This window comes from Novosphingobium sp. UBA1939 (assembly GCF_002336885.1).
GTDB lineage: Bacteria > Pseudomonadota > Alphaproteobacteria > Sphingomonadales > Sphingomonadaceae > Novosphingobium.
In genome coordinates this window covers 1-18,300 of the sequence record NZ_DDFB01000083.1, presented here as the reverse complement: position 1 = coordinate 18,300, position 18,300 = coordinate 1, and the positions used below count along the sequence as shown (strand labels likewise).

Annotated in this window: 19 protein-coding genes and 1 pseudogene; 10 read left to right on the top strand and 10 right to left on the bottom strand. The window is 67.1% G+C overall.

The features are described from left to right. A pseudogene (locus B3547_RS11225) lies at positions 1-404 on the top strand (transcription termination factor Rho); the annotation flags it as partial. 66 nt (positions 405-470) lie between these two features. Here B3547_RS11225 and B3547_RS11220 read toward each other — a convergent pair. Further along, entirely contained in the window at positions 471-854 is a 384-nt protein-coding gene (locus tag B3547_RS11220; protein WP_124810374.1) for a nuclear transport factor 2 family protein, read from the bottom strand. Positions 855-943: 89 nt separating this feature from the next. Further along, the gene (locus B3547_RS11215; protein WP_292963121.1) at positions 944-1,642 is read right to left on the bottom strand and encodes a dienelactone hydrolase family protein; all 699 of its coding nucleotides are present in this window, start codon (positions 1,640-1,642) and stop codon (positions 944-946) included. 128 nt (positions 1,643-1,770) lie between these two features. Between B3547_RS11215 and B3547_RS11210 the strand changes: the two genes are divergently transcribed. The 7 genes from B3547_RS11210 (at position 1,771) to B3547_RS11180 (ending at position 9,020) form a co-directional block, all read left to right on the top strand. Next, positions 1,771-2,049, top strand: coding sequence for a DUF6489 family protein (locus tag B3547_RS11210; protein WP_124810376.1), 279 nt, complete (start codon positions 1,771-1,773; stop codon positions 2,047-2,049). A 77-nt stretch (positions 2,050-2,126) separates the two neighbouring features. Continuing rightward, positions 2,127-3,416, top strand: coding sequence for a tRNA uridine-5-carboxymethylaminomethyl(34) synthesis GTPase MnmE (gene mnmE / locus B3547_RS11205; RefSeq protein WP_292963118.1), 1,290 nt, complete (start codon positions 2,127-2,129; stop codon positions 3,414-3,416). A gap of 69 nt (positions 3,417-3,485) precedes the next feature. Next, a complete protein-coding gene (gene mnmG, locus B3547_RS11200; RefSeq protein ID WP_292963116.1) occupies positions 3,486-5,330 on the top strand; it encodes a tRNA uridine-5-carboxymethylaminomethyl(34) synthesis enzyme MnmG in 1,845 nt (614 codons plus the stop codon). After that, a complete protein-coding gene (gene rsmG, locus B3547_RS11195; RefSeq protein ID WP_292963114.1) occupies positions 5,327-6,010 on the top strand; it encodes a 16S rRNA (guanine(527)-N(7))-methyltransferase RsmG in 684 nt (227 codons plus the stop codon). Before mnmG ends, rsmG begins: the two co-directional genes overlap by 4 nt. Further along, positions 6,007-6,786, top strand: coding sequence for a ParA family protein (locus B3547_RS11190; protein WP_125954259.1), 780 nt, complete (start codon positions 6,007-6,009; stop codon positions 6,784-6,786). The genes rsmG and B3547_RS11190 overlap by 4 nt, the downstream gene beginning before the upstream one ends. Continuing rightward, positions 6,783-7,745 carry a ParB/RepB/Spo0J family partition protein gene (locus B3547_RS11185; RefSeq protein WP_414690547.1) on the top strand — a complete coding sequence of 321 codons (963 nt, stop codon included), beginning with the start codon at positions 6,783-6,785 and terminating at the stop codon, positions 7,743-7,745. Before B3547_RS11190 ends, B3547_RS11185 begins: the two co-directional genes overlap by 4 nt. A gap of 120 nt (positions 7,746-7,865) precedes the next feature. Further along, a complete protein-coding gene (locus B3547_RS11180) occupies positions 7,866-9,020 on the top strand; it encodes an acyl-CoA dehydrogenase family protein (RefSeq protein ID WP_124810381.1) in 1,155 nt (384 codons plus the stop codon). A gap of 155 nt (positions 9,021-9,175) precedes the next feature. Here the strand turns inward: B3547_RS11180 and B3547_RS11175 are convergent, their stop codons facing one another. Continuing rightward, positions 9,176-9,859 (bottom strand): glycine zipper 2TM domain-containing protein, encoded by a 684-nt coding sequence (locus B3547_RS11175; RefSeq protein ID WP_292963110.1) that lies wholly within the window; start codon positions 9,857-9,859, stop codon positions 9,176-9,178. A 141-nt stretch (positions 9,860-10,000) separates the two neighbouring features. Further along, positions 10,001-10,483 carry a GAF domain-containing protein gene (locus B3547_RS11170; protein WP_125954260.1) on the bottom strand — a complete coding sequence of 161 codons (483 nt, stop codon included), beginning with the start codon at positions 10,481-10,483 and terminating at the stop codon, positions 10,001-10,003. An 87-nt stretch (positions 10,484-10,570) separates the two neighbouring features. Between B3547_RS11170 and B3547_RS11165 the strand changes: the two genes are divergently transcribed. Continuing rightward, entirely contained in the window at positions 10,571-12,034 is a 1,464-nt protein-coding gene (locus B3547_RS11165) for a PQQ-dependent sugar dehydrogenase (RefSeq protein WP_292963106.1), read from the top strand. A 29-nt stretch (positions 12,035-12,063) separates the two neighbouring features. On the opposite strand, the gene B3547_RS11160 is transcribed toward B3547_RS11165, so the two are convergent. Then, positions 12,064-12,885 carry a DUF815 domain-containing protein gene (locus B3547_RS11160; protein WP_292963104.1) on the bottom strand — a complete coding sequence of 274 codons (822 nt, stop codon included), beginning with the start codon at positions 12,883-12,885 and terminating at the stop codon, positions 12,064-12,066. Then, positions 12,882-14,552, bottom strand: a complete 1,671-nt coding sequence (locus B3547_RS11155) for an acyl-CoA dehydrogenase (RefSeq protein ID WP_292963101.1) — start codon at positions 14,550-14,552, stop codon at positions 12,882-12,884. The genes B3547_RS11160 and B3547_RS11155 overlap by 4 nt, the downstream gene beginning before the upstream one ends. Positions 14,553-14,612: 60 nt before the next feature. On the opposite strand from B3547_RS11155, the gene B3547_RS11150 reads away from it, so the two are divergent. Further along, positions 14,613-15,581, top strand: coding sequence for an L-threonylcarbamoyladenylate synthase (locus B3547_RS11150; RefSeq protein WP_292963098.1), 969 nt, complete (start codon positions 14,613-14,615; stop codon positions 15,579-15,581). Between the two features lie 21 nt (positions 15,582-15,602). Here B3547_RS11150 and B3547_RS11145 read toward each other — a convergent pair whose 3' ends face one another. The 4 genes from B3547_RS11145 to fdxA form a co-directional block, all read right to left on the bottom strand. Next, the gene (locus B3547_RS11145; protein ID WP_190287308.1) at positions 15,603-16,346 is read right to left on the bottom strand and encodes a head GIN domain-containing protein; all 744 of its coding nucleotides are present in this window, start codon (positions 16,344-16,346) and stop codon (positions 15,603-15,605) included. 199 nt (positions 16,347-16,545) lie between these two features. Further along, entirely contained in the window at positions 16,546-17,070 is a 525-nt protein-coding gene (locus tag B3547_RS11140) for a CarD family transcriptional regulator (RefSeq protein ID WP_124810388.1), read from the bottom strand. Between the two features lie 284 nt (positions 17,071-17,354). Continuing rightward, entirely contained in the window at positions 17,355-17,627 is a 273-nt protein-coding gene (locus B3547_RS11135) for a hypothetical protein (RefSeq protein ID WP_125954266.1), read from the bottom strand. A 152-nt stretch (positions 17,628-17,779) separates the two neighbouring features. Continuing rightward, the gene (fdxA, locus tag B3547_RS11130) at positions 17,780-18,118 is read right to left on the bottom strand and encodes a ferredoxin FdxA (RefSeq protein ID WP_084279690.1); all 339 of its coding nucleotides are present in this window, start codon (positions 18,116-18,118) and stop codon (positions 17,780-17,782) included. Positions 18,119-18,300: the final 182 nt, after the last annotated feature.

The following is an 18,300-nucleotide window of genomic DNA, read 5'->3' as shown; positions in this document are numbered from 1 at the left end:
TGACCGGCGGTGTCGACGCCAACGCGCTGCAGCGGCCGAAGCGCTTCTTCGGTGCCGCGCGTAACATCGAGGAAGGCGGCTCGCTGTCGATCATCGCCACCGCGCTGATCGATACCGGCAGCCGCATGGACGAAGTGATCTTCGAGGAATTCAAGGGCACCGGCAACTCGGAAATCGTGCTCGACCGCAAGGTTGCGGACAAGCGCATCTTCCCGGCGCTGGATGTCGGCAAGTCCGGCACGCGCAAGGAAGAGCTGCTGGTGGCGAAGGATCAGCTCACCAAGATGTGGGTGCTGCGCCGTATCCTCATGCAGATGGGCACGGTCGACGCGATGGAATTCCTCCTCGACAAGATGAAGGATTCCAAGACCAACGAAGACTTCTTCGCGACGATGAACCAGTAAAACGGTTCGCAACGCGGACAGGAAACGAAGGGGGCTTCGCCATCGGGCGCAGCCCCCTTTTTCGTATCACGTGTTCTCGAGTTGCTCGGCCATCTTCTGCCACACGGCGTTGATCGCCTTGAGCGGGCGGACCATGACCTTGAAATCGATGATCCGGCCTTCAAGATCGAAGCGGATCAGGTCGATGCCGTTGACCTTGATCCCGTCGATCTCCGCGGTGAATTCAAGACAGGCTTCCGGTCCGTCCACCAGTTCGCGGACATAGGCGAAGGTGCCGTTGCCGAAGACGCCGGCCGCCGCCGTCAGGTACATCAGCACTTTCTCGCGCCCTTCCTGGGGCGTGTGGACCACAGGGGAGTGGAATACCGCGTCGGGCGCGATCAGCTCTTCCAGCAGCGCCGGATCGCTGTCCAGCATGTAGCGGTGCCAGGCGGCCAGTCCCAGTTGCATTGGCTTCGTCTCCCCTTTTGATTGCCGATCCGATTTTGCCTCTTCCGGTTGCGCTCGCATTGATGGAGCGCAACCGGAGCGAAGTGTGGTTAGGCGAGGTGTTCCGCCAAGAACGCGCGGGTGCGGCTATCGGCCAATTGCGCGCCCTCCTCGTCACGGCGGTTGCCGGTTTCGGCGGCGAAGCCGTGATCGAGCCCCTCGTAATCGTAGAGCGTCACCTTGGGATGCGGATCGAGCCCGGCGTGGACCGTTGCCTGCACTTCCGGCGAGACGAAATGGTCCGCCGTGGGAATGTGCAGCAGCAGCGGATTGGCGATGGCGTGGGATTCGCCGAGCATCTGGTCGATCATCACGCCGTAATAGCCGACCGAAGCGTCGATATCGGTGCGCGCGGCGGCCATGTAGGCCATGCGGCCGCCCAGGCAGAAGCCGACCAGGCCGACCTTGGCGAGGCCACGCTCCTTGCGCAGCCAGCGGATCGCCGCTTCGATATCCTGCACGCCCAGATCGGGATCGTACTGCCCGAAGTAGCCAAACGCCTCCTGCATCTGTTCCGGGACGTCCGGATCGAGTTCGACGCCGGGCGCGAAACGCCAGAAGATGTCCGGCGCCAGCGCGGCATAGCCGCGCGCGGCCCAATCGTCGCATTTCTTGCGGATGCCGGCGTTGACGCCGAAGATCTCGGGAATGACGATGATGGCGGCCTTCGCCCCGGTCGCGGGCGTGGCGACATAGACGGGGATCGCGTCCTGGCCGTCATAAGCTGGAATTCTCGTCATCTCACCCATGGTGGTTCGTCCTGTTCACTGGTTTGTCCTGCGGATATCATGCGTTGGTCGATACCGAGCTTGGCCCCGCGAGTGGACTTTGCCAAGCTCCGGTGACACTCTGAAGCATCGTTGATCGGGAGAATTCCATGAAAGTTCAGGTCGAGATCGACTGCACGCCGGAAGAAGCGCGCCGCTTTCTGGGGTTGCCCGATGTCTCCAAGGCGAACGACGTCTATATCGATGCCATCGCCAAGGCGATGCAGGGCGTGTCGAATCTCGATCAGCTCCAGGGCTACGCCAAGCAGATCGCGCCAATGGGCGAGATGGGGCTCAAACTGTTCCAGCAGTTCGTTGAGCAGGGCGCCGGTGCGGCGATGGCCGGGTTCAAGGCCGGGGTTTCGGGTTCCAAGAAGAAGGACGACTGATCGCGCGTGTTCCGAATGTTCCACGTGGAACATTGCGGCGTTCGACAGCGCGCGCGTGGGTGTTTAGAGACGCCGGCATGTCCGACACGATCTTCGCCCTGTCTTCCGGTCAACCGCCCGCCGGCATCGCGGTTGTCCGGATCAGTGGACCGCACGCCGGGGAATGCTTGCGGGCGCTTGCCGGCAAGCTCCCGGCACCGCGCCGCGCAGCGCTGGCGCGGCTGATCGATCCGCGCGACGGTACCGAACTCGATCATACCATGGTGCTGTGGCTGCCCGGTCCCCGCACGGCGACGGGCGAGGACAGCGCGGAGCTTCATCTCCACGGCGGCCGCGCGGTGGTCGCCGCCGTTCTGGCCGCGCTGGCGGCACTGCCTGGATTACGCCAGGCGTTGCCCGGTGAATTCACTCGCCGCGCCTTCGCCAACGGCCGTATCGATCTGGCCGAGGCGGAAGGGCTGGCCGATCTGTTGACCGCCGAGACCGAGTTGCAGCGGCGGGCCGCGCTGGCCATGGCGGACGGTGCGTTGTCGCGTCTGGTCGCTGGATGGCGCGACAAGGTGCTGGCGCTCTCGGCCCGTCTGGAAGCCGCGCTCGATTTTTCGGACGAGGACGATGTTGGAGCCGATCTTCCGGCCGGCTTCGCGGCGGACGCGGGTGCCCTGGCCGACGATCTTGGCGCGTGGCTCGCCCGGCCGCGCGCGGAGCCTTTGCGCGAGGGCTACCGGGTCGTCCTCGCCGGTCCGCCCAATGCCGGAAAGTCCACGTTGTTCAACGCCTTGGTCGACGACGAGGCGGCGATCACGGCGGCCGAGCCGGGGACCACGCGCGATGTTCTGGTCCGCGCGGTGGCGATTGAAGGCGTGCCCTTCACGTTCATCGATACGGCCGGTCTGCGTGAAGACGGCGCCGGCGAGATCGAACGGATCGGCATCGCCCGCGCGCTGGCGGAAGCCGAGCGCGCGGATCTGGTGCTGTGGCTGGGGCCAGAGGGTGCCGGGCCTGCCGGTCGTTCGCTGTGGGAAATCGAAACACGGATCGACCGTCCGGATCGGGCGATCAAGCACGGCGCGCGGTTTGCGCTTTCGGCGCGGACGGGGGAGGGCCTGTCGGCGTTTCGCGCCGGGTTGGTGGATCATGCCCGCGCGGCGTTGCCCGCTCCGGGCGAAGCGGCGCTAAATGCGCGCCAGGCGGGGTTGCTGGGGGAGGTGATGACCGCTCTCGGTGCGGCGGCGGCCATGCCGGACCCCTTGCTGGCAGCGGAAGAGCTGCGCCTCGCCCGGCAGGCGCTCGACCGGCTCGTGGGGCGTGTCGGCACCGAGGACATGCTGGACGCGCTGTTTGGCCGGTTCTGCATCGGCAAATGAAGCGCGATGTTCCACGTGGAACATCGATGCACTTTGACGTGAGTCCCGCTCTCCTGTAACGGGCATCCCATGCAGCAATTCGATGTGATCGTGGTCGGCGGCGGTCATGCCGGCGTCGAGGCGGCCGCCGTTTCGGCGCGGATGGGCGCGCGCACGGCGCTGGTGAGTTTCGATCCGGAGACGATCGGCGCGATGAGCTGCAACCCGGCGATCGGCGGACTGGGCAAGGGCCATCTCGTGCGCGAGGTCGATGCCTTTGACGGATTGATCGCGCGCGCGGCCGATGCGGCGGCGATTCACTATCGGATGCTCAACCGTTCCAAGGGCAGCGCGGTGCAGGGGCCGCGTGTCCAGGCGGATCGCAAGCTGTTCCGCGCCGCGATCCAGCGCATGATTGCGGCTCAACCGAATCTCACGGTGGTTGCGGGCGAGGCGGCGGCCTTGCGGATGCAGGGCGGCCGTGTGGTAGGCGTCGATCTGGGCAATGGCGATGCGCTTGCGGCCGATGCGGTCGTGCTGTGTACGGGCACCTTCCTCGGAGGGCGGCTGTTTCGTGGCGAGGAGCGGATGGATGGTGGCCGCATCGGCGAAAGCGCGGCGCACCGGCTGGCCGCGCAGCTGCGCGATGCCGACCTGCCGATGGCGCGGCTGAAGACGGGCACACCACCCCGGCTGGACGGCCGCACGATCGACTGGGCGCGGTTGCCGGAGCAGCCCAGCGACGCCGAGCCGTGGACGATGTCTCCGCTGACGCCGGCGCGCACGGTGCCACAGGTGTTCTGCGCGATCGCGCGCACCAATGCGCGCACGCACGATATCATCCGGAGCGGGCTGGACCGTTCGCCGCTGTTCACGGGCGCGATCGGGGCGCAGGGGCCGCGCTATTGCCCGTCGATCGAGGACAAGATTCACCGCTTCGGCGATCGCGACGGGCACCAGGTCTTTCTTGAACCGGAAGGGTTGGACGACCGCACGGTTTACCCGAATGGGGTCAGCACCTCGCTGCCGACGGATGTGCAGGTGGCGATGATGCGCAGCATCGAAGGGCTGGAGCGGGTGGAGATCACCGTGCCCGGCTATGCGGTGGAATACGATCACATCGATCCGCGCGCGCTGCGGCGCAGCCTGGAAGTGAAAGCCATCCCGGGGCTCTATTGCGCGGGGCAGATCAACGGGACGACCGGATACGAGGAGGCGGCGGCGCAGGGGCTGGTGGCGGGGATGCACGCGGCGGCGGCCGTGCTGGGCCGCGCGCCGGCGGCGCTGGACCGGGCATCGAGCTACATGGCCGTGATGATCGACGACCTCACGCTTCATGGCGTCAGCGAGCCCTATCGCATGTTGACCGCGCGGGCTGAGTATCGCCTGCGTTTGCGCGCCAACAACGCCTCCACCCGGCTGACCCCGCTGGCTCTTGCTGCCGGGTGTGTGGGGAACGAACGCGCGGTCTGGTTCGAAGCGCGCAGTAAACAGCGGGAACGGCTGGAGCGCGCGCTGGCCGCCGATGTCACCCCGACGGAGTTGGTGCGCGCGGGGATGGCGGTGCGGGCTGATGGCACCCGGCGATCCCTGATGGAGTGGCTGCGTTTCCCTGAAGTCACGCTCGCGGCGTTGCAGCCATGGATGGGGGACGGGGCGTTCGATCCGCTGCTGGTGGAGGAAGTGGAGGAGGACGCGGCCTATGCGCCCTATCTCGCGCGGCAGGACGCGGAACTGCGCGAATTGCGGTCGAGCGACGCGGTCGCGCTCGGTGATGATTTCCCCTTCGCCGAGGTGCCCGGCCTTTCGAACGAGATGGTGGAACGGTTGCAGCGTGCCCGGCCCGATACGCTGGCGGCGGCGGGCCGGATCGCGGGGATCACCCCGGCCGCGCTTGCCAGCCTGCTGGTCCACGCGCGGCGGCGCGCGGCATGACGATCACCAGCGACGCGGACGCGCAAGCCTGGCTGCGCGATCGGCTCGGCGTCGATGCCGCCGGCATGGCCCGGCTGACCCGGCTGGCGGATCTGCTCGTCGCCGAGAACGAACGGCAAAACTTGGTCGCGCGCGGCACGCTGGCGCACGTCTGGCAACGGCACATCGTCGACAGCGCGCAGCTGCTCGATGTTCCACGTGAAACATTGCCGGCCGGGCCGTGGCTCGATCTGGGGACCGGAGCTGGCTTTCCAGGGCTGGTCGTGGCGGCGTTGCAGCCTGAACGGCACGTCACGCTGGTCGATTCCCGGCGCCTGCGCACCGAATGGCTCGAACGCGCGGCGGCGGCGCTTGATCTGGCCAATGTGGAAGTCATTCTGGCGCGGGTGGAAGATGTGCCGGCACGGATCGCCAGCGTGATTTCAGCCCGCGCGTTTGCGCCGCTGGACAAGCTGCTGCTTCTTTCTGCGCGCTTTTCCACACCAGACACGCTTTGGCTGTTGCCCAAAGGGGCCAAGGCGAAGCATGAATTGGACATGCTCCCGAAATCCTGGCGCCATATGTTCCACGTGGAACAATCGCTGACAGACCCCGACGCGGGCGTCATCGCTGGTCGCCTGCTTGGTGGCCAGCCCCCGGTTGTCCAAAAGGCCAAACGCCGGAAGGAAACTCGCCGATGATTACCATCGCTGTCGCCAACCAGAAGGGCGGAGTGGGCAAGACCACCACCGCGATCAACATCGCCACCGCGCTGGCCGCCACCGGCTGGAAAGTGCTGCTGGTCGATCTCGATCCGCAGGGCAATGCCTCGACCGGGATCGGCGTCGCTTCGCACGAGCGCGAACGTTCGTCGTATGATCTGCTGATCGATCAGGCGACCGTTGCCGAATGCCTGATGCCTACGCGCATTCCGGGGCTCGATCTGGTGCCCGCCACGGTCGATCTTTCGGGCGCGGAAGTGGAGCTGGTCAGCGTCGAGGACCGGACCGGAAAGTTGCGCGGCGCACTTTCCCAGGGCGGGGCGGGGCATGATATCTGCCTGATCGATTGTCCGCCGTCGCTCGGCCTGCTCACGCTCAATGCGCTCACCGCGGCGGATACGCTGCTGGTGCCGCTCCAGTGCGAATTCTTCGCGCTCGAAGGGCTGAGTCAGTTGCTGCAGACGGTCGAGCGCGTCCAGGAGCGCTTCAACGCCGATCTCGGCATCCTGGGCGTGGTCCTCACCATGTTCGATCGCCGCAATCGCCTGACCGATCAGGTGGCGGACGACGTGCGATCCTGCCTGCACGATCTGGTGTTCGAAGCGGTGATCCCGCGCAACGTCCGTTTGTCCGAGGCGCCGAGCCATGGCTTGCCCGCGCTGATCTACGATCATGCCTGCCCCGGATCGCAGGCTTACATGAAGCTGGCGCGCGAACTGATCGGCCGGCTGCCCGAACGGAGGAAGGCTGCATGAGCAGCGAAGACGGCATGACCGGTGATGGCGTGAAAGCGGCGCCGGTGCGGCGCGCGGCGCTGGGGCGGGGGCTGGGCGCGCTGCTTGGCGAAACCCGGCGCGAGGAATCGCTGATCCGCGTTTCGGCGGGCGCGCCGGAAGGGGCCGCACTGCCACGCGAAGGCGGAGTTTCGCTGCTTTCCGTGTCGGACATCGAACCCGATCCCAATCAGCCGCGTCGCCATTTCGACGAAGACGCGCTGGAGGAACTGGCCTGCTCGATCGCGCAACGGGGTGTGATCCAGCCGGTGATCGTGCGGCCCGTGAGCGCGGGCCGCTACCAGCTCGTGGCTGGCGAGCGCCGCTGGCGCGCGGCGCAGCGTGCGCGCGTCCACGAGATTCCGGCGATCGTGCGCAAGCTCGATGAACGCGAAGTCGTCGCGCTGGCGCTGATCGAGAACCTGCAGCGCGAGGATCTCAACCCGGTGGAAGAGGCGCGCGCCTATCAGCGCCTTTCCGAGCAGGATGGACTGACGCAGCAGGAAATCGCAACCTTCGTCGACAAGTCCCGCAGCCATGTCGCCAATCTCATGCGCCTGCTCAGCTTGCCCGAGGAAGTGCTGGACATGGTCCAGCGCGACGAGATCTCGATGGGCCATGCGCGCGCGCTGGCGACCCTGCCCGATCCGCTGCCCATCGCGCGCGAGGTCGTGGCGAAGGGGCTTTCGGTGCGCGATGCGGAACGCATGGCCAAGCGCGCCGGGCGCCCGGAAAGCGCGCAGCGCAAGGCGCGCGCGGTGCGCGATCCGTCGCAAAGCGCCGATATTGCGGCGGTGCAGGCGCATCTGGAGGAGTTCCTGGGCCTCAAGGTCATGATCAACGCCGATGCCGACCCCAGCTCGGGTTCGGTGACGATCCGCTACAAGACGCTCGACCAGCTCGACCTGATCTGCCAGCGGCTTACCGGCGGCGGCATCTGACGCGGACTTGCCCGAGAGGGCAGCACATAAAGTTTAACTGATCGATTAAATAGCGATTGACCCGGCTTGGCGGCGGCGCTTATCCCTGTGGGAAAGGCCACGACTAACCGGAGAGATGCCATGTCGCTCGATGCGCTTTCACGCACCGCGTACAACGAGGATCACGAAGCCTTCCGCCAGACCGTCCGCCGGTTTCTGGAGGACGAGATCGCGCCACACGCCGCCGAATGGGCGGAGGCCGGCATCGTGCCCAAGGAAGTCTGGCCCAAGGCCGGCGAACTGGGCATGCTGTGCCCCACGGTTCCCGAGGAATACGGCGGGCTGGGCCTCGATTTCGGCTACAACGCCATTGTCGACGAGGAAAGCGCCTACTATGGCCGCGTGACCACGGGCTTTTCGCTCCAGTCTGATATCGTCGCCAACTATCTCATCTCCTACGGTTCGGAAGAGCAGAAGAAGAAGTGGCTGCCGCGCATGGTCTCGGGCGAGACGATCACCGCGATCGCGATGACCGAACCCGGCACCGGGTCCGACCTTCAGGGCATGCGCACCACGGCCAAGAAGGACGGCAACCACTACGTCATCAACGGATCGAAGACCTATATCACCAACGGCCAGAACGCGGACCTGATTCTCGTTTGCTGCAAGACCGATACGGAGGTCCAGCCGGCGTGGAAGGGCGTGTCGATCGTGCTGGTCGAAGCCGATCGCGAAGGATTCGAACGCGGCCGCAACCTCGACAAGATCGGGCAGGACGAAGCCGACACCTCGGAACTGTTCTTCAACGATGTGCGCGTGCCGATCACCAACTGCCTGGGCGAGGAAGGCAAGGGCTTCATCTACCTGATGAGCGAACTGCCGCAGGAGCGTCTGTCAATCGCGGTCAGCGCGCAGGCATCGGCCCAGCGCGCGTTCGACGATACCGTGGAATTCACCCGCGATCGCAAGGCGTTCGGCAAGCCGATCCTCGATTTCCAGAACACCCGCTTCACCCTGGCCGACATCAAGGCCAAGCTGCAGGTGGGCTGGGCGCACCTCGACTGGGCGCTGGCGCGCCACCTCAAGCGCGAACTGACCCCGGAAGAAGGTGCGGCGGCCAAGCTGTGGCATACCGAGCTGCAGTGGGAAGTGATGGACAAGTGCCTGCAGCTCCACGGCGGCGCGGGCTACATGAACGAGTACGCGATTGCCCGCGCATGGCGCAGCGCGCGTGTGACGCGGATTTTCGGCGGCACCAACGAGATCATGAAGGAACTGATCGGCCGCAAGCTGTAGGGTCAGGACCCTAGCACGTTCCACGTGGAACACGGCCCACGTCGCGCGTCATCCCAGCAAAAGCTGGGATCTCGTGGGGCGGGGCCGGTCCTGTCGAAAATGCGCTATAGCGGCCCGAGGTCCCAGCTTTCGCTGAGACGACGAGCACTGGGCGCTTAGCTGCCGGTGTAGACCCGCTTTTCCTTGACGCGCTTGTCGCGCACGACCGGGCGGTGGTGTACCGCGCGGCGGCGGACCGGAACGTTGACCCATTCCTCGGTCACGGTCGTGGTCTCGACGCAGGGCTTCTGCTGGTTCTGGATCACCACTGGCACCATGACGTAGCCGTAGGGCGCGTATCCCGGATAGGCGCCGCCGTAGCCGGGGTATCCCGCGCCATAGCCGCCCGGATAGCCTGCGGCTTGCGGCGGGCCGTAGCGACGGAAGAATTCCTCGCATTCGCGGTCCCGCCCCTTGTCCTCGGCCTTGTCGATCACGTTGCCGGCCACCGCGCCAACCGCCGCGCCGGCCACGGTGCCGAGCACGCGATCGCCCGAGGCCACACGGTTGCCGATCAATCCGCCCACCGCGCCGCCGATCAGCGTGCCGCCGACGTGCTTATCCGGATTGTTGACGCGGCAGCGATCCAGCATCCGCTGGTATTCCGGGTCCACCGGCGGCGGGGCAGGCATCTGCGCTGCCGGATAGCCGCCCTGCCAGGCGGGCACGGCGCCGTAAGGCGCCGGAGCATACCAGCCGCCGGGCGGTGCGGGCGGCGGCGGCGGCGCTTCGTGTGCCACGGCCGGCATGGCGCCTGCCAAGGCGAGCGAAACGGCAAGTGCTGGGTAGATTCGGGCCATCGTGATCCCCTGTTGCGGCGCGCCGGCGCGACTGGCCGGATTCCGGACGTTTCCGGAACCGTATCATCGCCGGGCAGGGGGCACCAAGGCCGCTCCCGGCGCTGTGCCGAAACGGGATAGATTGGCGGGTGGTTCTTTCTCTCAGATCCGTTCCGCGATCGCCTCTGCCAGCGCTTCTATGCCGGCGGCGTCCTCTGCGCTGAACCGTCCGGGCAGCGGGCTGTCGAGGTCGATCACGGCGATGACCGCGCCACCGCGAATCACCGGTACGACCAGTTCGGACCGGCTGGCGGCATCACAGGCGATATGGCCGGGAAAGGCGTGGACGTCCTCCACCCGCTGCGTCGTCGCGGTGCGCGCGGCCGCGCCGCAGACGCCGCGATCCAGCGGGATGCGGATGCAGGCGGGCTTGCCGATGAACGGGCCGAGCACCAATTCGCCTTCCACCATGCGGTAGAAGCCGGCCCAGTTGAGATCGGGCAGGAATTCCGCCAGCAGCGCGGCGACATTGGCCATGTTGGCGATGCCGTCGGGCTCGTTATCGGTGATGGCCACCGCCGCTTCGCGCAGCTCGGCGTGGATCTCGGCGGTAGAAGCGCCGGCGTTGGGGGCAAAGGCGTACATACCCCGGATATAGGGCGGCCGGGGCGGAATGGAATGAGGGCAAGCTGTCAGGTGACAGGACGGCGTTTGCCGCCTAGATTCGTGCGCATGACTCTTTTGCGCAAGATCCTCATCGGCCTGCTCGTCGTTGTCGTCGCGGGCGGCCTTTTCATCGCCTGGGCCATGCGGGGTGATCCCGCACAATACACGCTGGACCAGCTTTCCGGGCCGAAGCCCAAGCTGGCCGAGCCCAGCGCGCAGACCATACCCACGGTTGTGGTGGCGGAACCCGTGGGCTGGAAAGCCAACGAGGCGCCCGTGGCGGCGAAGGGGCTGGCGGTCGGCCGCTTCGCCGACGGGCTGGATCATCCCCGTGCGGTGACCGTGCTATCCAATGGCGATGTGCTGGTGGCCGAAACCAACGCGCCTCCCGGCCGTGGCCCCGGCGGGATCACGGGCCTGGTTATGAACTGGCTGTTCCGCAAGGTCGGCGCCGGCGGGCCTTCGCCCAACAAGATCGTGCTGCTGCGCGATACCAATGGCGATGGCAAGGCCGACCAGAAGTTCGTGATGGACAATCCCGCGCTCGATTCGCCGTTCGGCATGGTGTTCCGCGACGGCCGCCTGATCATCGCCAACCATAACGCGGTGCTGTCGTACCCCTATGCGCTGGGCCAGACCAACCTTGCCGGCAAGCCCGAGAAGCTGATGGACCTGCCCGGCGGCGGCAACCATTGGGCGCGCAACCTGCTGCTCAGCGCCGATGGCGGCAAGCTCTACGTGACCGTCGGCTCCTCGTCGAACATCGCGGAGAACGGCATCGACCAGGAAAAGGGCCGCGCCGCGATCCACGAGTACGATTTCGCCAAGCACCGCAGCCGCGAATTCGCCGGCGGCCTGCGCAATCCCAACGGCCTCGACTGGAATCCGCACAGCGGCGAGCTGTGGACCGTGGTCAACGAGCGCGACATGCTCGGGTCCGATCTCGTGCCCGACTACCTCACCAACGTGCCGCTGGGGGCGCAGTACGGCTGGCCGTGGGCCTACTGGAAAAAGAACATCGACTGGCGCGTGAAGGCGCCGATGCCCGAATACATGCTCGAATACACGCGCAAGCCGGAATACGCGCTGGGTTCGCACGTCGCCCCGCTGGGCCTTGCGTTTGCGCGCGGTGGCAACGTGATGGGAGAACGCTTCGCGCAGGGCGCATTCATCGCGCGCCACGGTTCGTGGAACCGCCGCCCGCTTTCGGGCTATGACGTCGTCTTCGTCGGCTTCGACGATCGCGGCAACGTGAAGCCGACCCCGCCGACCCCGATCCTCAGCGGGTTCCTCACGGCCGATGGCCGCGCGCATGGCCGACCGACCTGGGTCGCCTTCGCGAAGGACGGTGCGCTGCTGGTCAGCGACGACGTGGGCGGCGTGATCTGGCGCGTGGTGGCCCCTGGCGCGAAGCCGGCGGCGGAAATCGTGCCGATCAAGGCCACGCCGATGCCGCCCCCGCCGCCGGCGGATGCCAAGTTCATCGCCAAGCCGAACGAAGATTCGGACCTGCTCAAGCCGCAGCCGTAAGGCGCGGGAAAAGCACCCGGGCGCGTGGCTTACAGCGCGCGCCCGGTCCGCCCGGCCAGTTCGTTGACATATTGCCAGGCCACGCGCCCGGAGCGGCCACCGCGCCGGCGCGACCATTCCAGCGCGTCCGCGGGCTCCCACGCCAGCCCGTAATGCGCGGCATAGCCGCCGATGATCGCCAGGAAATCGTCCTGCGAGCAATTGTGGAACCCCAGTGACAGCCCGAACCGGTCGGCCAGCGCCAGCCGGTCGTCGACCACGTCGCGCGGGTTGATCGGATCGTCCTGTTCGCTGAGATGGCGTTCCACGATGGCGCGGCGGTTGGAGGTGACGGCAAGGCGCACGTTGGCGGGGCGCGCTTCCACGCCGCCTTCCAGCCAGCTGCGCAGCCGGCGCGCGCCATCGGCGTCGCCCGCGTCGAAGCCGAGATCGTCGAGGAACACCAGGAAGCGGCGCTCGATCCCCCGCAGCAGCGCGAACAGGTCGGCCAGGCCGGCCTCGGGCGTGGCCTGCACCAGCGCGATGCTGCCCGGCCGTTCTGTCTGCGCGGCCAGCGTGGCGGCGCGCAGCAGTGCCGACTTGCCCATGCCGCGCGACCCCCACAGCAGCATGTCGTGTGCGGCCGCGCCTTGGGCCAGGCGCGCCACGTTTTCGACCACCGCACCCTTCTGGAAGTCGATGCCGTGCATCAGGTCCAGCGCGGGCGCTTCCAGCCGGGCGACCGGCCGGGCCGTACGCCCCAGCCAGACGTAGGCGGGGTGCGCCAGCCAGTCGACGGGCGGCGGCGGGGGCGGCGCAAGCCGTTCCAGCGCCTCGGCGATACGGGTCAGCAAGGGGGTATGGTCACTCATGCCAGCAGCGCGTCGGTATCCAGCTGATAGACCAGCGCCGCGCCCGCCATGGCCGCCGAGCCAAGGCCGCGCATTTCGGGCACGATCGTGCGGTTGAAGAACATCGTGACCGCCGTCTTGGCGTCATCGCCCGTGGCCCGCGCCTGGCGGGCAAGCTGCCAGCCGGCCACCGCCGCTGCGCACATCGTGGTGAACGGCACGCTGCCGGCCAGCCGGTCGTCCAGCGTGGCGCTGGTGGTCATCCAGGTGGCGATCGCGGCCACGTCTCTCGCCAGCGCGGCGACTTCGGGTACGTCTTCCATTTCCGCGATGATGTCGGCCATCAGCGCCTGCAGCACGCCGCCGTTGTCGTAACCCAGCTTGCGGGTGACGAGGTCGGCGGCCTGGATGCCGTTGGTGCCTTCNNCCTCGATGAAGCCCATGCCGCCGTGGACCTGCACGCCCAGACTGGTCACCTCGCAGCCGACATCGGTGCCCCAGGCCTTGAGCATGGGCACCAGCACTTCCGCCCGCTTCTGCGCGGCTTCGTTGCCCAGCGTCCCGCGATCGATCTGGCCGGCGGTGTAATAGAGCAGCGCCCGCGCGCCTTCGGTCAGCGCGCGCATCCGCAGCAGCATCCGGCGCACGTCGGGGTGTTCGATGATCGCCACCGGCGTCTTGTCCGCCGCGCCGGCCCGCGCGGACTGGACGCGATCGCGCGCATAGGCCCGCGCCTGTTGATAGGCGCGTTCGGCGATCTGCACGCCCTGGCTGCCCACGTTGATGCGGGCGGAGTTCATCATCGTGAACATGGCCTTCAAGCCCTCGTTCTCGTGGCCTACGAGTTCGCCGATGCATTCGCCGTGGTCGCCATAGGACATGACGCAGGTGGGCGAGGCGTGGATGCCCAGCTTGTGCTCGATCGAGACGCAGCGCACGTCGTTGCGTGCGCCGGGGGTGCCGTCCGCGTTGACGTGGAACTTGGGCACGATGAACAGCGAGATGCCGCGCGTGCCGGCCGGGGCGCCGGGAGTGCGGGCGAGAACCAGGTGGATGATGTTCTCGGCCAGGTCGTGCTCGCCGAAGGTGATGAAGATCTTGGTGCCGGCGATGCGGTACTTGCCGGCGTGCGGGCCTTCGGTGATCGGCACGGCGGTGCTGCGCAGCGCGCCCACGTCGGACCCGGCCTGCGGTTCGGTCAGGTTCATCGTGCCCGACCATTCGCCGCTGACCAGCTTGGGAAGATAGAGCGCCTTCTGGGCTTCGCTGCCGTGGTGATCCAGCGCCTCGATCGCGCCGACGGTGAGCATCGGCAGCAGGGCGAAGCCCATGTTGGCCGCGCCCAGCGTCTCGAGAACGCAAGTCGCCAGCGCGAAGGGCAGACCCTGTCCGCCGTGATCGACCGGCCCGGCGATCGCGTTCCAGCCCTGCTCGACGAACGCGCGGTAGGCGTCGGCGAAGCCGGCGGGCAGCGTTACCGTGCCATCGTTCCATTTCGCGCCCTCGGTATCGCCCAGCCGGTTGAGCGGCGCCCATTCGCCGGCGGCCAGCGCGCCGATGCCTTCCACGATGGCTTCCACCAGATCGGGGCTGGCAGCCTCGAAGCGTTCGTGCGCCGCCAGTTCGTCGATCCCGGCGCTGACGCGCAGGGCAAGCACCTGGTCGGTGGTTGGTGGCGTGAAATCCATCGCAGTTCCCCTCGCTTGGTTTTCCTTGGCAGAGCGTGGCGCGCGCTATAGCGGCAAGGCATGGACGGTACAAAGATTTCCCACGGCGGACCGGGCAACCTGCGCGCCGCCGATGCCGCCGGCATTGCCGCGGCGGCGCGGCTGCTGGCCGCGGGGGGGACGGTCGCCGTGCCCACCGAAACCGTCTATGGCCTTGCTGCCCGAGCCGACGACGATGCCGCGGTGGCGGGCATCTACCGCGCCAAGGGCCGCCCCGATTTCAATCCGCTGATCGTCCATGTTCCCGATGCCGTAGCGGCAAGGGCACTCGCCGCGTTCGACGACCGGGCCGAGGCGCTCGCCGCCGCGTTCTGGCCGGGCGCGCTGACGATGGTGTTGCCGCGTCTGCCCGGTGCGCCGCTTGCCATGGCGGTCAGCGCGGGCCTGCCCACGGTGGCGCTGCGCTGCCCGGCGCATCCGGTGATGCAGGCGCTGCTGCGCGAAAGCGGGCTGCCGCTGGCCGCGCCTTCGGCGAATCGCAGCGGCGCGATTAGCCCCACCAGCGCCGCGCACGTGCGCGCGTCGCTGGGGGACAGTGTCGGCCTGATTCTCGATGGGGGAGAGACGGCGCAGGGGATCGAATCGACCATCGTCGGCCTGCGCGCGGATGGATCGTGGGCGATCCTGCGGCCCGGCCCGATCGAGGAGGCGCGGATCGCCGCGGTGCTGGGGGAAGCCCACGCCGGCCGCGCGCAGGATCGCGGCGGGATCGAGGCGCCGGGGCAATTGGCCAGCCACTATGCGCCGGGAAAGCCCGTCCGCCTCGACGCGCCGGACGCGGAGCCGGACGAATTCCTGATCGGCTTCGGCGCGGTTGCCGGCGATGTCTCGCTGTCGCGCGCCGGCGATCTCGCGGAAGCGGCGGCCCGGCTCTACGCCTGCCTGCATCTGGCGGCGGACGATGCGCGGCCCCGGATCGCCGTGGCGCCGATCCCGGACCGGGGCATCGGCGTCGCCATCAACGACAGGTTGCGCCGCGCCGCCGCCTGAACGGCTTTAGGCGGGCCAGTTTCAGGCGGGTTGGCAGACCAGCTTGCCCGAGCCCAGCGTCTTGACCGTGCAGGTCGCGCGCCCGCGCACGTGGATGTCGCCGCTGCCCAGGATCGAGGCATCCACGGTACCGTCCGACGCGAACCGGCCGCTGCCCGACCCGGCGACGTCGGCCTTCGCCGCATCGACCGAGAGGCCGGAAAGATCGGCATTGCCCGATCCGCCGATGGTCAGCGCCAGGTTCCTGGCATGGCCGGCGGCCCGCACGGTTCCCGGACCCAGTACGTCGACCTTGAGCGTGCCGACATCGACGCGGGTGCTATCCACGCTTCCGGAGCCGGCGATCACCACCCTGGCGTCTTCTCCATGCAGCGCGTCGCTGTGGACAGTGCCCGAGCCCATCAGCACGATCCCCTGCAACGGCGGAACGACCACGTTGATGGTCACGGTGCCGCCTTGGCCGAACCCGTGCTTTTCGCGCGTGATGCCGAGGTTGCCGTCCTTCAGGGTGAAGCGGAGCTGGTCCTTGATCGCCGGATCGCCATCGACGGTAATCGCCAGCCGGTCCCCGCCGGTAACATGGACGGTATCGGGGCCGAGCAGGGTGATCGTGTCCGGCGCCTTGCCCGAGGTATCCAGCTGCGCCAGCGGCACGCCGCTGACACCGTCGATGGTGACGTGCGCGTCGGACGAACAGCCGGCCAGCGCGGCGCCGAGACCGACGGCGGCTACGCCCGCCAGGGCACGGGCAAGATTGGCGAACATGCGATGGTCTCCACCGGGAGGGAATGTGTATTGCCCATATACTACAGCTTCGCCGCCCAGGGCCATGTCGCTCGTCGGCGCGCATCGGCATCTGGACGACGCGAGCGCGGCAACGCAAAAGGGGCCGCCGGCTTCCCGGCGACCCCTTTTGTGGAAACGGGCGTGAAACCCGGCCGGACCGTCTGGCCCGTCCTTGGCGTCAGGCGGTTTCGTAGTACTTCGGCGCGTATTCGTTCAGGATCGCGAGGATCTTCTTGAGCGCGGCCGGTTCGTCGGTCTTTTCCATCGCCGCCAGTTCGCGGGCGAGGCGTGAAGAGGCCGCTTCGAAGATCTGGCGTTCGGAATAGCTCTGTTCCGGCTGGTCGTCGGCGCGGAACAGGTCGCGCGTGACTTCCGCGATCGAAACGAGGTCGCCCGAATTGATCTTGGCTTCGTATTCCTGTGCGCGGCGCGACCACATGGTGCGCTTGACCTTGGGCTTGCCCTTCAGCGTATCCAGCGCTTCGCGCAGCGTCTTGTCCGAAGACAGCTTGCGCATGCCGATGGCTTCGACCTTGTTCACAGGAACGCGCAGCGTCATGCGTTCCTTCTCGAAACGGAGCACGTAAAGCTCCAGCGTCATTCCGGCGATTTCTTCGTTCTGCAATTCGACCACCCGGCCGACGCCGTGCTTCGGATAGACGACGTAATCCCCAACATCGAAGGCAAGAGCCTTGGCTGCCATTGGTTACCCTTTCGACACGGGCTAGGATGTGGCGGCGGAAGAGGCCCCGGTGCGCGTATTGCGCCCGATGCCCGCATTGCTTCGCGGGCGGCCCTCAACAAGCGGTCTGCGACCCCTTTTTTGTGCTGCCTTTGTGTCCTGCCTTATCTTCGTGAAATGCGACGCATGGCCGGGACCATGCCGCACGCGCGAGTATATAACGTTTTTGTGGAAAATTTCCAGTCCCGGCGGAGAATCTCCACGGTTCCTTGTTTTCGCGGGCGGCCGTCCGGCTTGACGCTACGTCAGCGAAGCGCGTGCAAGGTTGTTCTGGCGATTCCCGCGGCCGTGGTGCCGGACGGCGCGGAGCCCATCCGTTCGTCGCTCAAGGTGGCGATCTGGCCCATCGCCACCAGCAGGGCTTCGGCCCGCGCGGCGAGTCTTTCCACTTCCCGCTCGTTCAGCGAAATGCGGTTTTCCAGATAGGCGATCTTGGATGTCGCCATCAGCGCGCCGGCGAAGAAGCCGATCGTCGCCGACAGGAAAGCGATTCCCGCGTATACTGCGATTTCAGGCACCTTGTTCCGACCCCCGTCAGATTTATCCTTTTCGGGGACGGATCGTAGTGTTTCCCGCGCGCGCTGGCGCGGGGATTTCAGTCTGTTTTGGACTAGTCCCGATCTGGGGCGGTTCCGGGGGCGGATCATTCGCCCCGGATCAATCGCCCCGATCAGTCACCTTCGCCAGGTTCCGCCGAGAAGTACTTGTCGAACTTGCCGTCTTCGCCCTTGTGCTCGTCGGCGTCCGCCGGAGCGTCCTTCTTGGCGGTGATGTTCGGCCATTCCGCCGAATACTTGGCGTTCAGCTCAAGCCACTGTTCCAGGCCGCTTTCGGTATCGGGCAAAATCGCTTCGGCGGGGCATTCCGGCTCGCACACGCCGCAGTCGATGCACTCGCTGGGGTTGATCACGAGCATGTTCTCGCCCTCGTAGAAGCAGTCCACCGGGCAGACCTCGACGCAGTCCATGAATTTGCAGCGGATGCAGGCGTCGGTCACAACATAAGTCATGGCGTGATTATCCCTCAGGTACGCGTTTCGGGCCGTGCTAGAGGCGAGGGGGGCGTATCGTCAAGCACCCGATAGCATGCTTGTGCTTCGGGAGCGGGGCCGCGCCGCTCCGGAAGTGCCAAAATCTCGATCACGCGCACCGCCGAACCCAGCGGAATGACGAGGATATCGCCGGTGGAAAC